This is a genomic window from Alloyangia pacifica (genome assembly GCF_003111685.1).
Taxonomy (GTDB): domain Bacteria; phylum Pseudomonadota; class Alphaproteobacteria; order Rhodobacterales; family Rhodobacteraceae; genus Salipiger; species Salipiger pacificus_A.
Window position 1 is genome coordinate 1,854,344 of sequence record NZ_CP022189.1, and the last position, 21,926, is coordinate 1,876,269.

At 66.4% G+C, this 21,926-nt stretch carries 20 protein-coding genes and 2 tRNA genes; 9 read left to right on the top strand and 13 right to left on the bottom strand.

The features are described from left to right. Position 1: 1 nt before the first annotated feature. A complete protein-coding gene (locus CEW88_RS08885; protein WP_108966036.1) occupies positions 2-3,421 on the bottom strand; it encodes an indolepyruvate ferredoxin oxidoreductase family protein in 3,420 nt (1,139 codons plus the stop codon). Positions 3,422-3,586: 165 nt separating this feature from the next. Between CEW88_RS08885 and CEW88_RS08890 the strand changes: the two genes are divergently transcribed. From CEW88_RS08890 to CEW88_RS08905, 4 genes are all read left to right on the top strand, one after another. Then, a complete protein-coding gene (locus CEW88_RS08890) occupies positions 3,587-4,492 on the top strand; it encodes a LysR family transcriptional regulator (RefSeq protein ID WP_095883359.1) in 906 nt (301 codons plus the stop codon). Between the two features lie 352 nt (positions 4,493-4,844). Then, complete coding sequence (gene purL / locus CEW88_RS08895) at positions 4,845-7,004, top strand: phosphoribosylformylglycinamidine synthase subunit PurL (protein WP_108966038.1); 2,160 nt, start codon at positions 4,845-4,847, stop codon at positions 7,002-7,004. Positions 7,005-7,304: 300 nt separating this feature from the next. After that, entirely contained in the window at positions 7,305-8,165 is an 861-nt protein-coding gene (locus CEW88_RS08900; protein ID WP_108966040.1) for a LysR family transcriptional regulator, read from the top strand. A gap of 119 nt (positions 8,166-8,284) precedes the next feature. Next, positions 8,285-8,671 (top strand): hypothetical protein, encoded by a 387-nt coding sequence (locus CEW88_RS08905; protein ID WP_108966042.1) that lies wholly within the window; start codon positions 8,285-8,287, stop codon positions 8,669-8,671. A 75-nt stretch (positions 8,672-8,746) separates the two neighbouring features. On the opposite strand, the gene CEW88_RS08910 is transcribed toward CEW88_RS08905, so the two are convergent. The 3 genes from CEW88_RS08910 to CEW88_RS08920 all read right to left on the bottom strand — a co-directional run bounded on the left by CEW88_RS08910 (position 8,747) and on the right by CEW88_RS08920 (position 12,189). Beyond that, positions 8,747-10,219, bottom strand: coding sequence for a carboxypeptidase M32 (locus tag CEW88_RS08910; RefSeq protein WP_108966044.1), 1,473 nt, complete (start codon positions 10,217-10,219; stop codon positions 8,747-8,749). Between the two features lies 1 nt (position 10,220). Further along, positions 10,221-11,363 carry a heme A synthase gene (gene ctaA, locus CEW88_RS08915; protein WP_108966046.1) on the bottom strand — a complete coding sequence of 381 codons (1,143 nt, stop codon included), beginning with the start codon at positions 11,361-11,363 and terminating at the stop codon, positions 10,221-10,223. A gap of 82 nt (positions 11,364-11,445) precedes the next feature. Beyond that, the gene (locus tag CEW88_RS08920; protein ID WP_108966048.1) at positions 11,446-12,189 is read right to left on the bottom strand and encodes an RNA methyltransferase; all 744 of its coding nucleotides are present in this window, start codon (positions 12,187-12,189) and stop codon (positions 11,446-11,448) included. A gap of 154 nt (positions 12,190-12,343) precedes the next feature. Between CEW88_RS08920 and CEW88_RS08925 the strand changes: the two genes are divergently transcribed. The 3 genes from CEW88_RS08925 (at position 12,344) to CEW88_RS08935 (ending at position 13,966) form a co-directional block, all read left to right on the top strand. Then, positions 12,344-12,859, top strand: a complete 516-nt coding sequence (locus CEW88_RS08925; protein ID WP_108966050.1) for a GNAT family N-acetyltransferase — start codon at positions 12,344-12,346, stop codon at positions 12,857-12,859. Positions 12,860-12,947: 88 nt separating this feature from the next. After that, positions 12,948-13,277, top strand: a complete 330-nt coding sequence (locus tag CEW88_RS08930) for a TfoX/Sxy family protein (RefSeq protein ID WP_108966052.1) — start codon at positions 12,948-12,950, stop codon at positions 13,275-13,277. Positions 13,278-13,345: 68 nt separating this feature from the next. After that, positions 13,346-13,966, top strand: coding sequence for a thiamine phosphate synthase (locus CEW88_RS08935; RefSeq protein ID WP_108966054.1), 621 nt, complete (start codon positions 13,346-13,348; stop codon positions 13,964-13,966). A 26-nt stretch (positions 13,967-13,992) separates the two neighbouring features. Here the strand turns inward: CEW88_RS08935 and CEW88_RS08940 are convergent, their stop codons facing one another. The 3 genes from CEW88_RS08940 to CEW88_RS08950 all read right to left on the bottom strand — a co-directional run bounded on the left by CEW88_RS08940 (position 13,993) and on the right by CEW88_RS08950 (position 15,936). Next, entirely contained in the window at positions 13,993-14,841 is an 849-nt protein-coding gene (locus CEW88_RS08940; RefSeq protein ID WP_108966055.1) for a lysophospholipid acyltransferase family protein, read from the bottom strand. Next, positions 14,838-15,596, bottom strand: coding sequence for a GNAT family N-acetyltransferase (locus CEW88_RS08945; protein WP_108966057.1), 759 nt, complete (start codon positions 15,594-15,596; stop codon positions 14,838-14,840). The genes CEW88_RS08940 and CEW88_RS08945 overlap by 4 nt, the downstream gene beginning before the upstream one ends. 157 nt (positions 15,597-15,753) lie before the next feature. Further along, positions 15,754-15,936 (bottom strand): DUF3553 domain-containing protein, encoded by a 183-nt coding sequence (locus tag CEW88_RS08950; protein ID WP_108966059.1) that lies wholly within the window; start codon positions 15,934-15,936, stop codon positions 15,754-15,756. 26 nt (positions 15,937-15,962) lie between these two features. On the opposite strand from CEW88_RS08950, the gene CEW88_RS08955 reads away from it, so the two are divergent. Beyond that, the gene (locus CEW88_RS08955; RefSeq protein ID WP_108966061.1) at positions 15,963-16,568 is read left to right on the top strand and encodes a histidine phosphotransferase family protein; all 606 of its coding nucleotides are present in this window, start codon (positions 15,963-15,965) and stop codon (positions 16,566-16,568) included. A gap of 2 nt (positions 16,569-16,570) precedes the next feature. Here CEW88_RS08955 and CEW88_RS08960 read toward each other — a convergent pair whose 3' ends face one another. The 6 genes from CEW88_RS08960 to CEW88_RS08985 form a co-directional block, all read right to left on the bottom strand. Continuing rightward, the gene (locus CEW88_RS08960; protein WP_108966063.1) at positions 16,571-17,836 is read right to left on the bottom strand and encodes a glutamate-5-semialdehyde dehydrogenase; all 1,266 of its coding nucleotides are present in this window, start codon (positions 17,834-17,836) and stop codon (positions 16,571-16,573) included. A gap of 198 nt (positions 17,837-18,034) precedes the next feature. Beyond that, the gene (gene proB / locus CEW88_RS08965) at positions 18,035-19,141 is read right to left on the bottom strand and encodes a glutamate 5-kinase (RefSeq protein WP_108966065.1); all 1,107 of its coding nucleotides are present in this window, start codon (positions 19,139-19,141) and stop codon (positions 18,035-18,037) included. Then, on the bottom strand, positions 19,129-20,160 hold the full coding sequence (gene obgE, locus CEW88_RS08970) for a GTPase ObgE (RefSeq protein ID WP_108966067.1): 1,032 nt from the start codon (positions 20,158-20,160) through the stop codon (positions 19,129-19,131). The genes proB and obgE overlap by 13 nt, the downstream gene beginning before the upstream one ends. A gap of 272 nt (positions 20,161-20,432) precedes the next feature. Then, positions 20,433-20,509: transfer RNA gene (locus CEW88_RS08975), tRNA-Asp, on the bottom strand. Between the two features lie 33 nt (positions 20,510-20,542). Next, positions 20,543-20,619: transfer RNA gene (locus tag CEW88_RS08980), tRNA-Asp, on the bottom strand. 215 nt (positions 20,620-20,834) lie between these two features. Continuing rightward, positions 20,835-21,071, bottom strand: coding sequence for a hypothetical protein (locus tag CEW88_RS08985; RefSeq protein WP_108966069.1), 237 nt, complete (start codon positions 21,069-21,071; stop codon positions 20,835-20,837). A 390-nt stretch (positions 21,072-21,461) separates the two neighbouring features. Between CEW88_RS08985 and CEW88_RS08990 the strand changes: the two genes are divergently transcribed. Further along, the gene (locus CEW88_RS08990; protein ID WP_108966070.1) at positions 21,462-21,818 is read left to right on the top strand and encodes an SUF system Fe-S cluster assembly protein; all 357 of its coding nucleotides are present in this window, start codon (positions 21,462-21,464) and stop codon (positions 21,816-21,818) included. The last annotated feature ends 108 nt before the right edge of the window (positions 21,819-21,926 follow it).

Consider the following 21,926-nt stretch of genomic DNA (forward strand, 5'->3'; position numbering starts at 1 on the left):
CCTATTCGGCAGCCCTGACCATGGAGCTGCCGCCGGCGTGTATGGCGGCAAGCAGCTCTTCGCGACGCTTGGCGGCAGCGCGTTCGGCCTTTTCCTTCACCGGGCCGTAGCCGCGGATCTGCAGCGGCAGTTCGGCGAGCGCGACCGTGGCGTCGAGCGTCTCGGGCCTCACCTTGGGCAGCACCTCGGCCATGTCGCGCTCGTATTGCGCGATGAGGGCGCGCTCCATCTTCCGCTCCGCCGTGCGGCCAAAGGGGTCGAGCGCAGTGCCGCGCAGCCACTTCAGCTTTGCCAGCAAGCCGAAGGCCTTCAGCATGCCCTCGCCATAGGTCTTCTTCTGCGGACGGCCGTCGGAGCCTTCCTTGGAGAGCATCGGCGGGGCAAGGTGGAAGCTCATCTCGAAGCCGGGCTCGAAGGTCTGTTCGGCCTTCTTGCGGGTCTCGAGATGCATGCGGGCCACCTCGTACTCGTCCTTGTAGGCGAGCAGCTTGTGGTAGCCCTTGGCCACCGCCTCGCGCAGGCGCTTGTCGGGTATGCCGTCGAGCAGGGCGCGGTATTTCTTCGCCAGCCGCCTGTTCTGGTAGACCGCAAGATGCGCTTCACGGAAGGCGATCTTCTCGTCCAGCGACTTCGGCTTCTCCACCACCTTGGGGGTGATCAACGCCGCGGCCTCGGCAGGGTGGACCACCGCCCAACGGCCGATCTCGAAGGCGCGCAGGTTGCGCTCCACCGCCGCGCCGTTGAGGCGGATCGCCTCCTCGATGGCATCATGCGGCAGCGGCAGGAGCCCCTGCTGCCAGGCGGCGCCGAGGATCATCATGTTCGAGAAGATCGAGTCGCCCATGGCGATCCGTGCCAGCTCGGTCGCGTCGAAGATCGCCAGCCGGTCCTGCATTCGCGCCTCGAGCGCCACGCGGAGCTGGTCGAATGGAAGCTGGAACTCGGTGTCGCGGGTGAACTCGCCGGTGATGATCTCGTGTCCGTTGACCACCGCCCCGGTGCGGCCGCGTTTCGTCAGCCCCAGCGTCTTGGCCCCGGCGCTGACCACGAGGTCGCCGCCGATCAGCGCGTCGGCCTCACCGGTCGCCACGCGCACCGCCGAGATGTCCTCGGGGCGCTTTGCAAGCCGCAGGTGGATGTGCACCGCGCCGCCCTTCTGGGCGAGGCCCGCCATCTCCATCATGCCCGCACCCATGCCGGCGATCTGCGCCGCCTGCGCCAGCACCGCGCCCACGGTCACCACGCCGGTGCCGCCGACGCCGGTGATCACCACGTTGTGGGTCTTGTCGATCTGCGGCAGTTGCGGCTGCGGCAGATGCGGCAGGTCGATCTCGGCGGTCTCGCCCTTGCGCATCTTCGCGCCCTTGAGGGTGACGAAGGAGGGACAAAAGCCCTTGAGGCAGGAATAGTCCTTGTTGCAGCTCGACTGGTCAATGGCCCGCTTGCGACCCAGCTCCGTTCCGGCGGGGACGATCGAGACGCAGTTCGATTGCACGCCGCAATCGCCGCAGCCCTCGCAGACATCGGTGTTGATGAAGACCCGCTTGTCAGGGTCGGGGAAGGTGCCCTTCTTGCGGCGGCGGCGCTTCTCGGCAGCGCAGGTCTGGATATAGAGGATGACCGAAACGCCGCCGATCTTCTCAAAGCGCTTCTGCACGGCGTCCATCTCGGCGCGCTCGAATTTCTCGATGCCGCGGGGGAAGAGGTCGAAGTTCACCTCCTCCTTCTCGTCGTAGACCACCGCGAGATGCTCGACGCCCATGGCCTTCAGCTCGCGGGCGATGCGGTCTGCCGTCAGCCCGCCCTCGTTGGGCTGGCCGCCAGTCATGGCGACGGCGTCATTGTAGAGGATCTTGTAGGTGATGTTGGTGCCCGCGGCGAGCGCGGCACGGATCGCCAGCGAACCGGAGTGGTTGTAGGTGCCGTCGCCGAGGTTCTGGAAGACATGGCTGCGCTTGGAGAAGGGCGCCTCGCCGACCCAGTTCACCCCTTCGCCGCCCATGTGGGTGAAGCCGGTGGTCTCGCGGTCCATCCATTGCACCATGTAGTGGCAGCCGATCCCGGCATAGGCGCGCGCGCCCTCGGGCAGCTTGGTCGAGGTGTTGTGCGGACAGCCCGAGCAGAAATACGGCAGCCGTGCCGCGAGGTCGGGGGCGTTGTCGGCCTTGCGCGCCTCGTCGAGCGCCGAAAGCCCGGCCTTGATGCCCTCGGTGCCGCGGCCCTCCTCGACGAAGATCTCGCCGAGCTTCTGCGCGATCCACACCGGATCGAGCGCGCCGCGGGTGGGGAAGAGCTCTTCGCGGTGCATGCCGCCTGCCCCGCCCTTGTACCAGCCATAGACCCGGCGGCCGCGACGGTCGTCGAAGATCGCTTCCTTGACCTGCACCTCGATCAGCTTGCGCTTTTCCTCGACGATGACGATCAGCTCGAGCCCCTCGGCCCAGTCGTGGAAGCCCTTCATGTCGAGCGGGAAGGTCTGGCCCACCTTGTAGGTGGTGAGGCCAAGACGCTCGGCCTCGGCCTCGTCGATGTTCAGCAGCGACATGGCGTGCTGCAGGTCGAGCCAGTTCTTGCCCGCGGCGACGAGGCCAATCTTGGCGCCGGGCTTGCCCCAGACGCGCTTGTCCATGCCGTTCGCGCGCGAGAACGCTTCGGCCGCGAAGCGCTTGTAGTCGATCATCCGCGCTTCCTGCGCGTGCGGCGTGTCGCCGAGGCGGATGTTCAGCCCGCCTTCGGGCAATTGGAACTCGGGTGTCACCAGCGACATGCGGTCCGGGCGACCGTCAACCACCGCGGTGGCCTCGACCGTGTCCTTCATCGTCTTCAGGCCGACCCATAGGCCCGAGAACCGCGACAGCGCGAAGCCGTAGATGCCGAAGTCCAGCACTTCCTGAACGCCAGCGGGCGAGACCACGGGCATGTAGGCATCGACCAGCGCCCATTCGGACTGGTGCAGCACCGTCGAGCTCTCGCCGGTGTGGTCGTCGCCCATGGCCATGAGGACGCCGCCATGTTTCGACGTGCCCGCCATGTTGGCGTGGCGCATGACGTCGCCCGAGCGGTCGACGCCGGGGCCCTTGCCATACCAAAGGCCGAAGACACCGTCGTACTTGCCCTCGCCGCGCAGCTCGGCCTGTTGCGAGCCCCAGAGCGCCGTGGCCGCGAGATCCTCGTTCAGCCCTTCCTGGAAGAGCACGTCATTCTCGGACAGCAGCTTTCCGGCGCGCTTCATCTGGATGTCGACGGCCCCCAGCGGCGAGCCGCGATAGCCCGTCACGTAGCCCGCCGTATGCAGCCCGGCGGCGCGATCGCGCTCTTTTTGCATCAGCATCAGGCGAACCAACGCCTGCGTGCCATTCAAAAGTACCGGACTCTTGCTTAAGTCGAACCTGTCCTGCAGGGAAATTGCTTGCTTGCTCATGCGCGCCTCCCATCGCTCATAGTGCTTGCAGCTCCGCACCATGATAGGTCACACATGCTGACCCGGATAGGGAAATTTTCGTGAATTTCCCACACTCGGCGAAGATGTGTTCCCGTTAACCGTTCCTGTCGTATACAGGGCGCCAAAGTTGAATAAGATGCCGCCATGGATTGGGATAAGCTCAGGATCTTTCACGCTGTCGCTGACGCAGGCAGCCTGACACATGCGGGAGATGCGCTGCATCTGTCGCAATCCGCCGTGTCGCGCCAAATCCGGGCGCTCGAAGAGGCACTGGATACCACCCTTTTCCACCGTCATGCCCGGGGACTGATTCTCACCGAGCAGGGCGAATTGCTGTTCGACGCGACAGCCGCCATGGTGAAACGCATCGACAGCGCCACCGCGCGCATCCGCGACAGCGAGGAAGAGGTCTTCGGCGAACTCAAGGTCACCACGACCCACGGCTTCGGCGTGCTCTGGCTGGCCCCGCGCCTGACCAAGCTTTACGAAAAGTTTCCCGACCTGAAGATCGACCTGATGCTCGAGGAGCGCGTGCTCGACCTGCCGATGCGCGAGGCCGACGTGGCGATCCGCATGAAAGAGCCCAGCCAGGCGGACCTGATCCGCAAGCGGCTGATGTCGATCCGCATGCGCATGTATGCCTCGCCTGCATACCTCGAGGCGAACGGCCTGCCCGAGTCGCTCGAGGATCTCTCGTCGCACCGGCTTATCTGCCAAAATCCCAACTCGGCGCAGGTGCTTTCCGGCAAGGCGCTGGTGCAGAAGCTGCTCACCTATGACATTCGGACGGGTCTCACGGTGAACAACTACTTCGGGGTGCTGCAGGCGGTGATCGCCAACCTCGGCATCGGCGTGCTGCCCGACTACATCATCGAGGATTTCCCGCACGTGGTGCGGGTGCTGCCCGACGTCGAGAGCAACGAGGTGCCCGTGTTCCTCGCCTACCCGGAAGAATTGCGTCATTCCAAGCGGGTAACCGCCTTCCGCGACTTCGTGCAGGACGAAATCTTCGCGCATCGGCGGCAACTCAAGGCGATGGGCGCCGACTGACGGCGCCCAATAAACAGGCGCCATGCAAACAGTGCATGGCAGCAATGTCCGATTGAGACCGTTTCTTCCCTTGATCGACTCAAGACTGATCACATATTCAGCACACGAAGCTTGAAGCGCCCTAGTGCGCGTCATCTTCAACCTCCCTGTTGGACTTCGGCCGAGCTTTGTGCTCGGCCTTTTTTTTGCGGCTGGCCCCGCAGCCCCGCCGCGAGGCGCGCCGCGACCCTCTGCCCTGCCGGCGCAAAGGCGGGAAAGATTGCAACGCGCCGGGGCGCTCGGGCCCTGACCCCTCTTCCCCCTTTGCCGCCCTTGCCTTAAAGAGCCCCCAACCACGCTAAGGGGAGCAAGGATGCAGGAACCGTCCATCACCGAAGAGCTCATCGCCGCACACGGGATCAAACCCGACGAATACGAGCGGATCCTGCAGATCATCGGCCGCGAGCCGACGTTCACCGAGTTGGGGATCTTCTCGGCCATGTGGAACGAGCACTGCTCCTACAAGAGCTCGAAGATCCACCTGCGCAAGCTGCCGACCAAGGGCCCGCAGGTCATCTGCGGCCCGGGCGAGAACGCCGGCGTCGTCGACATCGGCGACGGCCAGGCGGTCATCTTCAAGATGGAAAGCCACAACCACCCCTCCTACATCGAGCCCTACCAGGGCGCGGCGACGGGCGTGGGCGGCATCCTGCGGGACGTGTTCACCATGGGCGCCCGCCCGATCGCGGCGATGAACGCGCTCAGCTTCGGTGAAAAGGACCACCCCAAGACCCGCCAGCTCGTGCACGGCGTCGTCGAGGGCGTCGGCGGCTACGGCAACTGCTTCGGCGTGCCGACGGTGGGCGGCGAAGTGCGCTTCCACCCGGCCTACAATGGCAACTGCCTGGTCAACGCCTTCGCGGCGGGCCTCGCGGACACCGACAGCATCTTCTACTCCGCCGCCTCGGGCGTCGGCCGCCCGGTCGTGTACCTCGGCGCGAAGACCGGCCGTGACGGTGTCGGTGGCGCGACCATGGCCTCGGCCGAGTTCGACGAGACCATCGAGGAAAAGCGCCCCACTGTGCAGGTCGGCGATCCCTTCACCGAAAAGCGCCTGATGGAAGCCACGCTCGAGCTGATGCAGACCGGCGCGGTGATCTCGATCCAGGACATGGGCGCGGCGGGCCTGACCTGCTCGGCCGTTGAAATGGGTGACAAGGGCAACCTCGGCGTGCGCCTCGACCTCGAGAAGGTACCGGTGCGCGAAAAGAACATGACCGCCTACGAGATGATGCTCTCGGAGAGCCAGGAGCGCATGCTCATGGTGCTCGACCCCGCCAAGGAGGCCGAAGCCAAGGCCGTCTTCGACAAGTGGGACCTCGACTTCGCCATCGTGGGCGAGACCATCGCCGAGGACCGCTTCCTCATCGTGCTGAACGGCGAGGTGAAGGCCGACCTGCCGCTCAAGGCGCTCTCAGGCACCGCGCCCGAGTACGACCGCCCCTGGGTCCCCACCCCCGCCGCTGAACCGCTCGCCGACGTGCCCGGCATCGATCCGATCGACGGGCTGAAGGCGCTTATCTCCTCGCCGAACTACTGCTCGCGCGAATGGGTCTACGAGCAGTACGACAGCCAGGTCATGGCCGACACCGTGCGCATCCCTGGTTTCGGCGCCGGCGTGATCCGCGTGCATGGCACCGACAAGAAGCTGGCCTTCACCTCGGATGTGACGCCGCGCTACGTGCGCGCCAACCCGGTCGAAGGCGGCAAGCAGGCGGTGGCGGAAGCTTATCGCAACCTCGTCTCCGTGGGCGCCCGCCCGCTGGCGACCACCGACAACATGAACTTCGGCAACCCCGAGAAGCCCGAGATCATGGGCCAGTTCGTCGGCGCTATCGACGGCATCGGCGCGGCCTGTCTTGCGCTCGACACGCCCATCGTCTCGGGCAACGTCTCGCTCTACAACGAGACCGACGGCGAGCCGATCCTGCCGACGCCGACCATCGGCGCGGTTGGGCTGATCGCCGCCGGCGAAGAGCCGATCCTCGGCTATGCGCGCGACGGCCATGTGGCGCTGCTGGTCGGCGACACCGCCGGCCACCTCGGCCAGTCCGCCCTGCTTGCAGAGGTGTTCAATCGCGAGGAAGGCGACGCGCCCGCGGTCGATCTCGAGGCCGAGCGCCGCAACGGCGAGTTCATCCTCGCCAACCGCGACTGGATCCGCAGCTGCTGCGACCTGTCGGACGGTGGCCTCGCCATGGCGGCCTTCGAGATGGCAGAAGCCTCGGGCGTCGGCGTGCAGATCGACGCGGCGGATACCCCTACCCTCTTCGGTGAGGACCAGGGCCGCTACCTCATCGCCTGCAGCTTCGACGCCGCCGAAGCGCTGATGAGCGCGGCCTCGGCAGCGGGCGTCACGCTGGCGACTGTCGGCAAGTTCACCGGCGACACGGTCCGCTTCGGAAGCAGCGAAGCCCCGCTCTCGGAACTGGCGGCCGCCTACCGCGGCAGCTTCGGCGGCTACTTCGGCTGATTCGCACCGGCGCGCATCGCGCGCGCCGGGCTCCGCCGCAGCACTAAAAACGGCGGTTCTCCGCCCATGAAAACGCCGCGTCCCGTCCCGGACGCGGCGTTTTTCCTTCCCCAGCGTCAATCTGATACAAATTGTCACCAATTTGGGATCACCCCCTGCTTGCTTGCCCAGAGCAACGTCCTAAATTAATCGGTAACTCATCCGTTAAGAGCGCGCGCCGAACCTTACACAACCGACGAGGGAAAAGCGCGCGGCCGACCGCCGATCTAGGCGACCCAAAAGCCCGAGCAGAAAAAGACCATGAACAATTGGGACGACCTTCGGTTCCTCGTAGCACTTTCCAAGACCGGCACGATGACCGCAGCGGCGAAGCTGCTGGGCACCAATACCGCGACCGTATCGCGCCGGATCGAACGCCTTTCCGAAACGCTCGGTGTGCCCGCCTTCGTCAAGACGGCCGATGGATGGCGCCCCTCCGAGGCGGTGCGCGAGTTGATCAACGTCGCGCAGAACTTTGACGGTCAGCTCAAGTCGACGCTCAACAACCAGGGCGCGGGGCTCGACATCGACTCCGTCTCTCTGAGCCTCGGCGCCTCGCCGATCATCGCCTCGCTGGTTCTGTTTCCCGGGCTCGGCCCGCAGGCCGACCTACTGGCCAATGTGCAACTGACGGTCACCGAGCGTCGCGAGCGCGAGGGCCTGGGCGAGAATGACCTCGTGGTGCAGTTCGGACGCCCCGACCAGGGCCGCATCGTTGCCCGCAAGGCCGGCGAAATGAGCTTCCGCCCCTATCGGTTCCGCGACAGCGATGCAGAGGGCGGCTGGGTCGGGCTGAACACCAGCACGAGCCGCTCGCGCATCTTGCGGCAGGCCTATGATGTCTTCGGCAAGGAGCCGAAGATCACTGTCGACAACTTCATCGCCCTGCACCGGCTCATGCAGATCACGCGGATGGCAGGCCCCTTGCCCGATCTTTTGGCATGCCAGACACCGGATCTCGTACCCGCTGCACCCGAGGCGGCGCCAGAAAAGCTGGAATGTTGGCTCTTCTATCATGAGAGCCGCAGGACGGACTCTGGCATGCGCCGCGCCGTGGACTGGATTATTCAATGTTTCGAGGCGTCTGACGCCCTAGCCGCGACAGCTGCGGCGCGTGACTAACAATGTTTACGCAAAGGCAAACTTGAAAAGTTCCCGGTTGATTTGTGCTGGTCAAGTGTAACAATGGCGACATGTAACCGGCCGGGCCATTCGATTCCGGATTAACGAGCAGGACGATTGTGAACTTTTTTTCGACTTTTCAATGCGCGCTGCGAATTCTTCTCGCCTTGTTGCTGGGCTATACGGTCGCGCTGGAAATCTTTACCAATGATCCGGTGTTCACGGGCACCCTCGATGTACGCATCCCCGAGCCGTTGGTCGCGCTGACCTGTGCAATCCTGGCGTCGATCAGCATTTGGCTGATCCTCGGTGTCGCGACCCGCACCGTCGCCCTCATCGGCTTTGTCATCTACCTCTGGCACGAGCTTTTGCTGCCCGACTTCGCGGTCCTGGACCTCGAGGTAACGCAGCGGTTGGTCGTCGTTGCGCTGCTGGCGCTGCCGCTGGTCATCTTCGGTGGAGGCCGCTTCAGCGTGATATCTCCGCACATCCCCGAAACAGTTTAAGTCCGGTCCACCACTCACGCACCCGGATACCAGAAGCGGCCCCTCGGGGCCGCTTCATTGTTTTTGGCCGGTGCCTCAGAGATCGTATAGAGCCCCGAATTTGGCCTCGAGATACTCGAGCAGCGGCACCTCCGAGGGGGCCGTGCCGCAGGCGCGCTCGATGACGTCGCGCGGGTGATAAAGCCCGCCGTGACGCTGCACGGTCTCACGCAGCCAGCCGGTGGCGGCGGAAAGATCACCCTCGGCCATCTGTGCGTCAAGGTCGGGCACCGCCTGCCGCAGCGCCTTGTGCAGGCAGCCGGCATAGACATTACCAAGGCTGTAGGTCGGGAAGTAGCCGAAGAGCCCAGCCGACCAGTGCACGTCCTGCAGAACCCCGTCCGAGGGCTTATCGACGGCAAAGCCGAAGTCCGCGGCGAAGCGCTCGTTCCAGGCGGCCTCGAGATCGTCCACGGAAAGATCGCCCGAGATCAGCGCCTGCTCGAGATCGAAGCGCAGCAGCACATGAAGGTTGTACTGCACCTCGTCGGATTCGGTGCGGATGTAGTTGTTCTGCACCGCGTTGACACTGGCGTAGAACGCCTCGGCGCTCAGCCCCAGATCGCCGAACTGCGCCTGCATCTGACGGTGGAGCCATCCGGTGAAGGCCCGGGAGCGGCCCAGCTGGTTCTCGTAGATGCGGCTCTGGCTCTCGTGCACGCCCATCGACACACCCTCGCCCAGCGGGGTGAAGCGATACCCCGGCGCGATGGCCTGCTCGTAGGCGGCATGGCCGGTCTCGTGTATGGTCGAGTAGATGCAGTTGAACGGGTCGAGCGGGTTGGTCCGCGTGGTGATCCGCACGTCATCGCCGCTGCCCGAGCTGAAGGGGTGAACCGCCTTGTCGACCCGGCCCCGCGCCATGTCGTAACCGAAGACCTCGGCCAACTTGCGCGCCAGAGCCATCTGCCCCGCGTCATCGAAGGTGCCCGAGAGCGCCTTGGGTGCGGGTTTCTCGAGGATCGCCTGCCGCAGCGCCACCAGACGCGGCCGCAGCGCGCCGAACATCTCGGAAAGCTGCTGCGCCGTGGCGCCGGGCTCGTAGTCATCAAGCAGCGCGTCGTAGACGTCTCCACCGTCCGCCAGCGCCGCGCCCTCCTCGCGCTTCAGCGCGACGACATCCTTCAGGATCGGCGCAAAGGCCGCGAAGTTGTCGTCGGCCCGCGCCTCGGCCCAGATGCGGTGCGCCCGGCTGGTGATCCGGGCGAGATCCGCTGCCAGCTTGCCCGAAACGCGACCGGCGCGGGTGAAGCTGCGCTGGATGTGCCGCAGCTGCGCCTGCCCGACCTCGTCCAGCGCCGCGGCATCAATGGCCGCCAGCCATTCGCCGACGCGCGGATCGGTGCGCCGGGCGTGCAGCACGCTTTCCAGCGCCGCCATCTCCTCGGCGCGCTGGTCGGCAGCGCCATGCGGCATGGTGGTTTCCTGGTCCCAGCCAAGGCGGCCCGCCACCTGCGCCAGCGCGCCGGTGTCACGCTGGAACGTCATCAACTCGTCAAATGCACTCATCTCAGCGGGCCTCGCGGATCGATTGGGTTTTGGGGAACTGCGCCCCGAAGCGGGCGCGCAGGATCAGCACCCAGAGCACCACGGCCCCGAGCTGGTGGGTGATGGCAATGTGCCAGGGCGCGACGTAAAGCACCGTGGCGATGCCCAGCACGACCTGCACGCAGAGCATGGCCAGCACCGCGTTGTAGCGGAAGCGGGTGTCCGCATTGGCGGACTTGCGACCGCGCAGCCAGACCACCACGCCGAAGACGAAGAGCAGATATCCGACGATCCGGTGCATGAACTGCACGAGGCCCGGGTCCTCGAAGAAGTTGCGCCAGACCGGCACCAAGTCGAACGGCTGCGGCGGGAAGAAGCCGCCCGCCATCAGCGGCCAGTCGGTGAAGGAGCGGCCCGCGTCGATCCCCGCCACCAGCGCGCCCAGCAGGATCTGCAGGAAGGCGGCGTGCAGCAGGCCGGTGGACATGGAGAAGAGCTTCGGCTCGCGCAGGCGCCGGGCCTGCATCAGCTCGCGTTCCTGCCGTCCAAGCAAGAAGATGTCCCAGGCAATGAACCCCAGGATGATGAAGGCAAGCCCGAGGTGGATGGCGAGCCGATAGGAGGCCACGGCGATCATCTCGCCGACGAGTCCCGACGAGACCATCCACCAGCCCACGGCCCCCTGCAGCCCGCCAAGCCCGCCAAGAAGCAAGAGCCGCCCGGTCCAACCGGTTGGGATCTGCCGCGCCACGAGGAAGACGAGGAATCCAAGCGCCCAGACGAGGCCGATCACCCGGCCCAGTTGCCGGTGCCCCCATTCCCACCAGTAGATGCCCTTGAACTCCGACAGGGTCATGCCCTTGTTGAGCAGCTCGTATTGCGGGATCTGCTGGTAGAGGGTGAATTCTTCCTGCCACTCGGCCTCGCTGAGCGGCGGGACGGCGCCATGCAGCGGTTTCCATTCGGTGATCGACAGGCCGCTGTCGGTCAGCCGGGTCAGCCCGCCGACGCAGATCATCGCCATCACCAGCACAAAAAGCAGCATTAGCCAGACCCGGATCGCCCCCCGCGCGCCGGTGCGCCCCCTGTCGATCATGCCGCCCGTGGGGGCGGCCTTCGGGGTCTCCGCCCCAACCTCCTCAAAGAGCTTGCGGTTTCCGGCCATGATCTTCTCCTACATCCGTCGCGGCGACGATAGGGGCGCACCCCGCCCCCTTCAAGCCGCCATCAACCAAGCAAGGCGCGGCTCAGCCGCGCTCTTTCCAGCGCACCATCTGGCGCATCACCCCATGCAGGGTCTTCACGTCCTCGCGGGTCAGCGGCATGCGGCTCCAGAGGTTGCGCAAGGTGAGCTTCATGCTCTCCGCCTTGTGCTCGGGGAAGAAGAACCCCGCCTCGGTCAACCGCTCCTCGTAATGCTCGGCCAGCTTCTCGACCTCGATGCCGCTGGCCCATTCGGCGCCCGCCATCTCGACCCGCAACGCCGCGATCTCCGACGAGGCCCGCTGCCATTCGTAGGCGCAGAGCAGCACGCATTGCGCGAGGTTGAGCGAGGGGAACTCGGGGTTCACCGGCACGTTGATCAGCGCATTGGCCAGCGCCACGTCGGAGTTTTCCAGCCCGGCACGCTCGGGGCCGAACATCACCGCGACCTTGCCGCCCTGGGCGATGCGCTGGCTGGCTTCCTTCATCGCCTGCTCGGGCGAATAGACGGGCTTGGTGAGCCCGCGCATCCGCGCCGTGGTGGCAAAGACCAGATCGCAATCCTCGACCGCCTGAGCGGTGGTCTCGACCAGCTGCGCCTCGTCGAGCAGCCGCCCGGCGCCCGAGGCCATGGCGGTGGCCGAGGGGTTCGGCCAGCCGTCGCGCGGGCTGACCAGACGCATCCGGTCCAACCCGAAATTCCACATGGCCCGCGATGCGGCCCCGATATTCTCACCCATCTGCGGCCGCACCAGCACGAATGCGGGCTGCCTCGTCTCGCTCGGCATGACAAACTCCGTAAATCCGGCTCCCGCATAGTCCCGCGCGGGCCGAAGAGCAAGAAAGCGACACCTCGGGGCCCGGATTTCTCGGGCCCATTCCCATCCTTGCCGCTCCCGTCCCGGGCTGCCAAAAGGGGCGCAGCCTGACAGCGGAGCCCGCATGACCCTCAGAGATGCCAGACCCGACGACGCCTCCGCCCTCGCCGCCCTGTCGATCGAGGTCTGGCTCGGCACCTACATCCGCCGCGGCGTGACCGCCGAATTCGCAGACTACGCGCTCGAGACCTTCACGAAGGCGCAGTTCGAGCGCGGGCTGGCCGATGCTTCGCAGCGTTTCATCGTGTCCCAGAACGAAGAGGGCATCGACGGCTTCCTGCGTCTTTCCCAAGGCGCCCCCGGGCCGCTCCCGGGCTGCTCGGACACCGAGATTGCCACGCTCTACGTCCAGCCCCGTCACAAGGGCCACGGCATCGGGCGCGACCTTCTGCAGGCGGGCCTCGGCGCGGCCCTCGCGCTGGACGCTCCCTCCGTCTGGCTGGCCACCAATTCCGAGAACACCCCCGGCATCGCCTTCTACAGGGCGCAGGGTTTCGAGCGGATCGGTCGGACCTATTTCCGCTTGGGCGAAGAGGCCTACCCCAACGAGGTCTTCCGCTTCACCTTCCCCCGGCACTGAGCGCTGCGCTTTCTTCCGGGCAGAAATATCCCCGCGCGGGGGTCTCCGAAGGATATGCTGCACGCATTCCCCGCAAGGAGCGCAGCGCATGAGCTTTGACGAAGGCCTCGCCGAAACCGTCCGCGACGACATCGGCCCTCTGCCCGGTCTGACCGAGAAACGCATGTTTGGCGCGCTGTGCTTCCTGCTCGACGGCAACATGATCTGCGGAGTGCGGGCCGACGGCGGGCTTTACCGCGTCGGCAAAGAGGCGCAGGCGATGGCCACCGCGCTCGACGACGTCGGCCCCGCCATCATGGGCGGGCGCCGCATGGGCGGCTATATCGAGGCCGCGCCCGAGGCCATGGCGGACGATGCCACCCGCGCCCGCCTGACCACGCTGGCGATCGAGTTTGTCCGCAGCCTGCCGCCGAAATGACGCTGCCCCCTTCCTTGTATCCTAAAGCCGCGATATAGGAGCGCAATTCGCAAGTCAGGAGCCGCGCCATGGCCGAAGCAGACCAGCCTCAGCTCTATCTCGTCACCCCGCCGGAATTCGACCTTTCGGTCTTTCCGGACAAGCTTTCCTCGGTGCTCGATGCCGCCGAGATCGCCTGCATGCGTCTGTCGCTCGCCACGCGCGACGAGGACCGGCTGCTGCGCGCCGCCGACGCGGTGCGCGAGGTGGCGCATCGCTACGACATCGCGCTGGTGATCGACACCCACGTGGTGCTGGCTCAGCGCCTCGGGCTCGACGGGGTCCACCTCACCGACGGGTCGCGCTCGGTCCGTGCCGCGCGCAAGGACCTTGGCCCGGACGCCATCGTCGGCGCCTTCTGCGGCAGCTTCCGGCATGACGGCATGGTCGCTGGCGAGGCCGGAGCGGATTACGTTTCTTTCGGCCCGCTCAGCGGCGAGGTGCTCGGCGACGGGACTCTGGCGGACTTCGAGATCTTCGAGTGGTGGTCGCAGATGATCGAGGTGCCGGTGGTGGCCGAGGGCGGGCTGACCCCCGAGCTGGTGGCCAAGCTGGCGCCGGTGACCGACTTCCTCAGCATCGGCGAGGAGATCTGGAGCGCCGAGGACCCAGCCGCCGCGCTGAAGGCCCTTATCGCCGCGATGCGCTGACTTTTCAGCGCGTTACAGGATATTTCTCACGCGATGCCTTCGGAGGGATGCGCGGATCGAAGCCGCGCTTCCGCCGCCCGCGCCAGACCCTTGCGATGGGCGAAATCGGCGACCCTAAGCGGCTCGTGGTAGACCACCTCCACGTGCCCCTGGCAACGCGCTCCCAGCACGTGCAGCAGATGCGGCCCCAGAGCCATGTCCCCCCACCAACCGTAGAAGGCGGGATCAGCGCCCGGCGGCGCATGATAGACCACCGTGACTGGCTGGACCTGCAGATGGGACTTCAACTCCTCTGACAAAAACGCCTCAAAAAGCGTTGTTTTGAAAGGCAGAATTCGCCGGCCATCGGTCGAGGTCCCCTCCGGGAAGAAGAGCAACCTGTCGCCTGCCAGAAGCCGCGCCTCGATCAGCTTGGGCTGTGCCTTGGCCGCGCGCCGGTCGCGATTGATGAAGACCGTGCCGGTGAGCTTCGCAAGCACCCCGATTCCCGGCCAGTTGGCCACCTCGGCTTTCGACACGAAGAGCACGTTGCGCCTTGCGTTCAGCGCGAAGATGTCGAGCCAGGACGAGTGGTTGGCGACATAGGCTCCCGGGCCGGTCATGCGCGCGCCCCGCGCCTCGAGGCGCAGGCCGAGAATGACGAAGACCAGACGGCAGACCCCCTGTGTGACGACCGGCGACCAGACCCGCCGCCCGCCCCGGACCAGCCGCTCGACCAGCAGCACTGCCAGCTTCACCGTGATCCCGCAGATCAGCAGCAGCACGACCAGAAGCCCGCGCAGCGTCGCCCGCGCGTAGTCGGCCCAGCCAAGCGCGATTTCCGGGGGTTCTGCCCCGCGCCAGGTCGGGTCCGACGGCCCCGAAGGACCGCTCATCCGCGCCCCCGCCGGACCCGCGCCGCCGCCTGCGCGTTGAGCCTCTGCGTGTCCATCACCAGGCAGACATCCGTGGTGTTGAAGGCGTGGTCGACGAAAGCACCCTCGCCCACCATGCCACCGAGCCGCAGGTAACCCTTGATCAGCGCCGGCGTCTCGACCATGGCGCGGCGGCGGTCGATCTCCGCCTCTGGCAGCAGGTCCATCGGCTGGAACACCCGGCTGCGCACGCGCAGCTCTTCGGGCGCAAGATGGCGCGTGTGCAACAGCGACAGCGGATGCGCAAGGCGCTGCACGTCGGTGCCGTGGAAAGAGGCGGTGCCGAAAAGGATCTCGATCCCGTGCTCGGCCACGTAGTCCGACAGCGCCTGCCACATCAGCATGACGCCCGGCCCGCCGCGATAGTCGGGATCCAGGCAGGATCGGCCGAGCTCCAGCAGCCTCCGCCCGCTCGCGCGCAGCAGCGAGAGGTCATATTCATCCTCGGAATAGAATTGTCCCGCCGCCTCGGCCTGGTCATCGCGCAGCAGCCGGTAAACGCCCACCACCGCGCCTTCCTTGCGGGCATCGGTCAGCAGCAGGTGATCGAAGAACGGGTCGAACCGATCCCGCTCGAGCCGGTTTTCGTGATCCACCAGAGTCCCGCCCCCGCCCAGTTCGGCGACGAACACATCGTAGCGCAGGCGCTGCGCCGCCGCGATTTCGTCTTCCGTGCGCGCCAGCCGCACCGTCAGGTTCCTGTCGTCCAGCGCCATGGCCGTCCTCTGCTTGTTGGCGCGGTTCTAAAGCGGAAGAGCGCAAAGGAAAACAGATTTTCCGCGGCCCGCCCCGAGCTGTCCGACGCGACCGATCAGCCACGGGCGAGGCTTCGGCGAGCTTGGTTAACTATTCGTAAACGACTGCGCCCTAAGCCTAGACGTCGAACACCGGCAGGAGGGTCACACGCTCGCCGTCGAGCACGACCTTGCCCTGCTCCCGAAAGTTGACAGTCACACGGCCGCCGATATTGGATTGCACCTGCCCCAGCCCCCAATCCGGTCTGTCGGGATGCTGTACCAGCATGCCCGGCTCCAGCAATGCGTTGAGATCGTTCATACCCATCCCCTTTCCACGAGGCCTTGATGCAACAGCATAACGCCAAACTCGCGACGCTGGTAGCCTCGCGGCTCTGCCACGACCTGATCAGCCCTGTCGGGGCCATTGCAAACGGGCTCGAGCTTCTGGCGCTCTCGGGCACGCCGCTCGACACGCCGGAACTGGCGCTGGTGGACGACAGCTGCCGCGCCGCCCGCGCGAGGATCAGCCTGTTCCGCGTTGCCTTTGGCCATGCCGAAGGCGAGCAGATGATTGGCCCGCCGGAAGCCTCGCGCCTGCTTCGCGACTATTGCAAAGGCGGGCGGCTCAGCTGCGACTGGCGCCGCCAGAGCGCCGCGCCGCGCCCCGAGGTTCAGCTCGCCTTGCTGGCGGTGCTCTGCTGCGAAAGCGCCTTGCCCCTGGGCGGGCAGATCGAGGTGGAAGAGTTGAACCAGGGCTGGCGGATCACCGGAACCGGCAAGCGGATCGCCCATGATGCGGCGCTCTGGAGCCTGCTCGCCCACCCCGGGAAGCTGCCCGCCCTGTCGAGCGCGCAGGTGCATTTCCCGGTCTTGGCCGCCCTCGCCGAGGAGCGCGGTCGCAGCATCGAAGTGACCGCCGGTGACGCGGCGGTCACGATCGAGATCAGCTAAACTCAGCCGCGCACCGCGCCATCCGAGCGCACGACGTATTTGAAACTGGTCAGCTGCTCGGCACCCACCGGGCCGCGGGCGTGCATCTTGCCGGTGGCGATGCCGATCTCGGCCCCCATGCCGAATTCGCCGCCGTCGGCGAACTGGGTCGAGGAGTTGACCATGACGATGGCGCTGTCCACGCGCTGGATGAATTTCTCGACCGCCGCCTCATCCTGCGACAGGATGCAGTCGGTGTGCTGCGAGCCGTAGCGACGGATGTGGGCGATGGCGTCGTCCTCGTCGGCGACCACTTTTGCAGCAATGATCTTGTCGAGATACTCGCGGCCCCAGTCGCCCTCGGTGGCCGGGGTCACCCCCTCGACCTGCTGCACGCCCGCGTCGCCGCGCACCTCGACGCCGGCGTCGAGCAGCGCGCGAACCACGCCCTGGCCGATGGTGTCCATCGCCTCGCGGTGGATCAGCAGGCATTCTGCGGCGCCGCAGATGCCGGTGCGCCGGGTCTTGGCGTTGAGCACCACCTTGAGCGCGGTCACCGGATCCGCGGCGCGGTCGATGTAGATGTGCACGATGCCCTCGAGATGGGCAAACACCGGAACCCGCGCCTCGCGCTGCACGAGGCCGACAAGCCCCTTGCCACCGCGCGGCACGATGACGTCGACATAGTCGGTCATGGTCAGCAGCTCTTGCACCGCGGCGCGCTCGCGCGTCGGCACCAGTTGGATCGCGTCCTCGGGCAGGCCCGCCTTGCGCAGGCCGTCAACGAGGCAGGCGTGGATCGCCGAAGAGCTGTGGAAGCTCTCGGACCCCCCGCGCAGGATCACGGCATTGCCGGACTTGAGGCACAGGGCCCCGGCGTCGGCGGTGACGTTCGGCCGGGATTCGTAGATCACCCCGATGACACCGAGCGGCGTACGCACGCGCTTTATCTGCAGCCCGCTGGGGCGGTCCCACTCGGTGATCACCTCGCCCACGGGATCGCGCTGCGCGGCTATGGCACGCAGCCCGTCGACGACGCCCTGCAGGCGCTCCTCGGTGAGCAACAGCCGGTCCATCATCGCCTCGCTGAGCCCCTTGTCGCGGCCGAACTGCATGTCCTTTTCATTGGCGGCGAGAATCTCGGCGCGGCGGGCCCAGACCGCATCCGCCGCGGCCTCCAGCGCCTCGGTCTTGCGCTCTGGCGGGGTAAAGGCGAGCTCCGCGGCGGCGGCCTTGGCGCGTTTGCCGAGGTCGATCATGGTCGCGTGGATGTCTGTCAGGTCTTTCATCGCTCTTTACCCTAGGTTTGGGGTTTGGAGCTTTCTTATAGCGCCGTGACCCCGGGGGATACAGAGCGGATTGCGCGCCGTCCGCGCGCCGCTCCGGACGACCAGGGCCCGGTCAGCGCGTCCTTGGAAAGAGGAAGAGTCCATGCCCTTCTTCTCTGCGCAACCACGCCTCATTTCCCGTGCCATCGGCGCGACGGATCAAAGCGCCATGTCGTCGCGGTGGATCAGCACGGCGCGGCCCGGATAGCCCAGCACCTGTTCGATCTCGGAGCTGTGGTGACCGATGATCGCCTGCGCCTCATCGGCGGTATAGCGGGTCAGCCCCTGCCCCAGCGCGCGCCCGGCCTCGTCGCGGATGGTCACCGGATCGCCGCGACCGAAGGCGCCCTCGGCCCGGGTCACCCCGACCGGCAGCAGCGAGCGGCCCTGCGCCAGCGCGGCGGCGGCGCCAGCGTCGACGGTCAGCACGCCGCAAGGCTTCATCGCGAGGATCCAGCCCTTGCGCGCCGCATGCGGGTCCATCTGCGGCGTGAACCAAGTGGCGTTGGCGCCGTCTTCCAGCGCGCTCAGCGGGTGCAGCACCGAGCCCTCGGTGATTGCCATGGCACAGCCGGCGCCGGTGGCGGTCTTGGCGGCCATGAGCTTGGTCTTCATCCCGCCCTTCGACAGGCCCGAGCCGGCGTCGCCGGCCATGGACTCGATCTCGGGGGTGATCTGATGAATGACGTCGTAGCGCCGCGCCTTGGGATCCTGCGCCGGATTGGCGGTGTAGAAGCCATCGACGTCCGACAGCAGGATCAACTGGTCGGCCCCCACGGTCACGGCGACCTGCGCCGCCAGCCGGTCGTTGTCGCCGTAGCGGATCTCGTCGGTGGCGACGGTGTCGTTCTCGTTGACGATGGGCACCGCGCCGAAGCCGATCAGCGTCTCCATCGTGGCACGGGAATTGAGATAGCGGCGGCGCGAGGCGGAATCCTCGAGCGTCACCAGAACCTGCGCGGTGGTGATCCCATGCGGGGCCAGCGCCTCTTCCCAAGCGCGGGCAAGGCGAATCTGACCCACCGCGGCGGCGGCCTGGCTCTGCTCGAGCGGCAGCGCCACCGGGGGGAGTTTCAAGATGCCGCGCCCGAGCGCGATCGAGCCCGATGAGACCAGCACAACGTCGGTGCCGCGCGCCTTCACCCGGGCCACATCGGCAGCCATGGACTTCAACCAGTCCTGGCGCAGCGCGCCGGTCTCTTTGTCGACCAGAAGGGCCGAGCCGATCTTTACGACGAGGCGGCGCGCCTCGCTCAGGGTCGCCATGTGGTGTCTTCCTCGGGCGCCTCGCGCAGGCGGTTCTCGTCGATGAAGCCTCGCAGGGCGCGCAGCACCTCGGTCACGCCCTCGCCCGCCGCGCCGGACATGAGCATGACCTTGCCGCCCGTCGTGGCCTCGAGCTCTTCTTTCAGGAAGGCCCGCTCCTCGTCGTCCAGCGCGTCGATTTTGTTGAGCACGGTGACCCGGGGCTTGTCGGCGAGCCCTTCGCCATAGGCCTCGATCTCGGTGATGATCGTCTGCCAATCCTCGAGCAGCGTGCCCGAGGTGCCATCGACGAGGTGCAGCAGCACGGCGCAGCGCTCGACGTGGCCAAGGAAGAGATCGCCGAGGCCGCGGCCTTCATGCGCGCCTTCGATCAGCCCGGGGATGTCGGCGACGACAAATTCCTTGCCGTCCACGCCGACGACACCAAGGTTCGGGTGCAGCGTGGTGAACGGGTAATCGGCGATCTTTGGCCGCGCATTGGAGGTCGCCGCGAGGAAGGTCGACTTGCCGGCGTTGGGCAGGCCCAGCAGGCCGACATCGGCGATGAGCTTCAGCCGCAGCCAGATGGTGCGCTCGACCCCAGGCTGGCCGGGGTTGGCGCGCCGCGGCGCCTGGTTGGTCGAGGTCTTGAAGTGCAGGTTACCCCAGCCGCCGTTGCCCCCCTTGGCCAGCATCACGCGTTGGCCAAGCTCGGTGAGATCGGCGATCACCGTCTCCTCGTCCTCATCGAGAATCTCGGTGCCGACGGGCACGCGCAGCACGATGTCATCGCCATCGGCGCCGGTGCGCTGGCGCCCCATGCCCGGCACGCCGTTGCCGGCGAAGAAATGCTGCTGGTAGCGGAAATCGATGAGCGTATTGAGCCCGTCCACCGCCTCGGCCCAGACGTCGCCGCCCCGGCCGCCATCGCCGCCATCGGGTCCGCCGTATTCGATGAACTTCTCGCGGCGGAAAGAGGTGCAGCCTTTGCCGCCCTGGCCGGATCGGATGTAGACCTTGCAAAGATCGAGGAATTTCATGGTCTGGCTTTCCGGCTGGGTGACGTCGCGGCGCGAATTCGACTGGGTTGCGGCGCGGTTTAGCGCGACTCGGCGCGCGGCTCAAGTTACTGGCGGAGCGTCATGGGGGCGCCGCCCCCGCCGCGCTGCGCGCGACTCCCCCGCGATAATTCTGCCCAGAAGAAACGGCGGTCTGCTCCGCGCTTCCGGTCCGGGCGACCGAAATCGGAGGCCCCAAAAGCAGAAACGCCGCGCGGCCCGAAGGCTGCGAGGCGTCTGCGTTCCGAAGAAAGTGGCGCGGTTGACGGGGCTCGAACCCGCGACCCCCGGCGTGACAGGCCGGTACTCTAACCAACTGAGCTACAACCGCGCTTTTCTGCCGGTCATCAATCCAAGGTAGCGGTGGCGCGGTTGACGGGGCTCGAACCCGCGACCCCCGGCGTGACAGGCCGGTACTCTAACCAACTGAGCTACAACCGCTCGCTACCGTCTGGACTGTGTCCCGAACGTGGGGCGCTTTTAGGCGGGGGGCCGGACCCCGTCAAGCGCTTTCCTAGGGGCAGTTGCGGATTTTTCTGCCGAGCCCGAAAAAACCCGCCGGACCGGCTGCCCGCGCGGGCAGACTGGCGGGATGTTTTCCAGATTACGTCGCTATTCCAGACGCTTACGCCTGGTAACCCCGGGCACGACAAAGCTCACTGCGCCGCGGCCTCGCGCGCCATGCGTTCCAGTTCCGCCGAAATGAGGATGATCCGCGACACCTGTCCGCGGCCGTCGTTGCGCGCCATCTCATAGGCGCAATGTTCCAGCAACGCCGCCGAGAGGCGCAGCAGTTCCGAGACCGCGCGATTGCCCTGCATTTCATGCGCCATGGCAATCACGTCTTCGAACGCGGCATTTTCGGCCGTGGATTCCCTTACCGAGTGAAGCATTCCCAGTCCCTTCCCCGTTCCCCCGTTTCCTTCCCAGACGCCCAGGCTTCGTCAGCACCCTGATGCGCCCACCCCCACCCGACTCCCCCGTCTGGCGCGATGCAATCCCCAAGCGCGGCGCATGCAATCCCCTTGTGTCGCCCCGCTGTTCGAGGACCATGGTGCGTGTCTGGCGGCCCCTTGCGCCGCGCGCCCCGCGAAGGGGATGCAAAAGCTCTTGACGCCGAACAGCATCCGGATAACACAGTCGGCGCCCACAAAAAGCCATTTTTTATACGAACGGATATGTACGGGCGGGGCTGCTCCGCCTCGACAGCCCGGCGGGCACCCTTTACCCCGGCGCGCGCTTTTCCTATATCTTCGGTCAGGAACCCCGAGGAAGGACCCGCCATGACCGACGCACCGCTCGAAGGCGCCCCGCTGATCGCGCCCTCCAGCACTGATCACCCGTTGTACGATTCGGTCGTCGAAGCGTGCCGCACCGTGTTCGACCCGGAAATTCCGGTGAACATCTACGACCTCGGCCTGATCTACACGATCGAGATCGCCGGCGAGGGCGACGTGAAGGTGATCATGACGCTGACCGCACCGGGTTGTCCGGTCGCGGGCGAGATGCCAGGCTGGGTGCAGGACGCCGTCGCCTCGGTCCCGGGGGTCAAGGATGTGGATGTAGACATGGTCTTCGATCCTCCCTGGGGCATGGACATGATGTCCGACGAGGCGCGGCTGGAGCTGGGCTTCATGTAAGCCTCCGCCGCCGCGGACCAGAAATGCCAAGCGCGCCCCGGTGGCGCGCTTTTTCTTTGGCGCTCTGCCATCTCTGCCACGCCCCGCGACTGCAGGGGCGGAACCAAC

Excerpts from the sequence above, each read along its gene's own strand:
- CEW88_RS08885 (WP_108966036.1), bottom strand. The coding sequence starts at position 3,421 with ATGAGCAAGCAAGCAATTTCCCTGCAGGACAGGTTCGACTTAAGCAAG.
- CEW88_RS08890 (WP_095883359.1), top strand. The coding sequence starts at position 3,587 with ATGGATTGGGATAAGCTCAGGATCTTTCACGCTGTCGCTGACGCAGGC.
- purL (WP_108966038.1), top strand. The coding sequence starts at position 4,845 with ATGCAGGAACCGTCCATCACCGAAGAGCTCATCGCCGCACACGGGATC.
- CEW88_RS08900 (WP_108966040.1), top strand. The coding sequence starts at position 7,305 with ATGAACAATTGGGACGACCTTCGGTTCCTCGTAGCACTTTCCAAGACC.
- CEW88_RS08910 (WP_108966044.1), bottom strand. The coding sequence starts at position 10,219 with ATGAGTGCATTTGACGAGTTGATGACGTTCCAGCGTGACACCGGCGCG.
- ctaA (WP_108966046.1), bottom strand. The coding sequence starts at position 11,363 with ATGGCCGGAAACCGCAAGCTCTTTGAGGAGGTTGGGGCGGAGACCCCG.
- CEW88_RS08920 (WP_108966048.1), bottom strand. The coding sequence starts at position 12,189 with ATGCCGAGCGAGACGAGGCAGCCCGCATTCGTGCTGGTGCGGCCGCAG.
- CEW88_RS08925 (WP_108966050.1), top strand. The coding sequence starts at position 12,344 with ATGACCCTCAGAGATGCCAGACCCGACGACGCCTCCGCCCTCGCCGCC.
- CEW88_RS08930 (WP_108966052.1), top strand. The coding sequence starts at position 12,948 with ATGAGCTTTGACGAAGGCCTCGCCGAAACCGTCCGCGACGACATCGGC.
- CEW88_RS08935 (WP_108966054.1), top strand. The coding sequence starts at position 13,346 with ATGGCCGAAGCAGACCAGCCTCAGCTCTATCTCGTCACCCCGCCGGAA.
- CEW88_RS08940 (WP_108966055.1), bottom strand. The coding sequence starts at position 14,841 with ATGAGCGGTCCTTCGGGGCCGTCGGACCCGACCTGGCGCGGGGCAGAA.
- CEW88_RS08945 (WP_108966057.1), bottom strand. The coding sequence starts at position 15,596 with ATGGCGCTGGACGACAGGAACCTGACGGTGCGGCTGGCGCGCACGGAA.
- CEW88_RS08950 (WP_108966059.1), bottom strand. The coding sequence starts at position 15,936 with ATGAACGATCTCAACGCATTGCTGGAGCCGGGCATGCTGGTACAGCAT.
- CEW88_RS08955 (WP_108966061.1), top strand. The coding sequence starts at position 15,963 with ATGCAACAGCATAACGCCAAACTCGCGACGCTGGTAGCCTCGCGGCTC.
- CEW88_RS08960 (WP_108966063.1), bottom strand. The coding sequence starts at position 17,836 with ATGAAAGACCTGACAGACATCCACGCGACCATGATCGACCTCGGCAAA.
- proB (WP_108966065.1), bottom strand. The coding sequence starts at position 19,141 with ATGGCGACCCTGAGCGAGGCGCGCCGCCTCGTCGTAAAGATCGGCTCG.
- obgE (WP_108966067.1), bottom strand. The coding sequence starts at position 20,160 with ATGAAATTCCTCGATCTTTGCAAGGTCTACATCCGATCCGGCCAGGGC.
- CEW88_RS08985 (WP_108966069.1), bottom strand. The coding sequence starts at position 21,071 with ATGCTTCACTCGGTAAGGGAATCCACGGCCGAAAATGCCGCGTTCGAA.
- CEW88_RS08990 (WP_108966070.1), top strand. The coding sequence starts at position 21,462 with ATGACCGACGCACCGCTCGAAGGCGCCCCGCTGATCGCGCCCTCCAGC.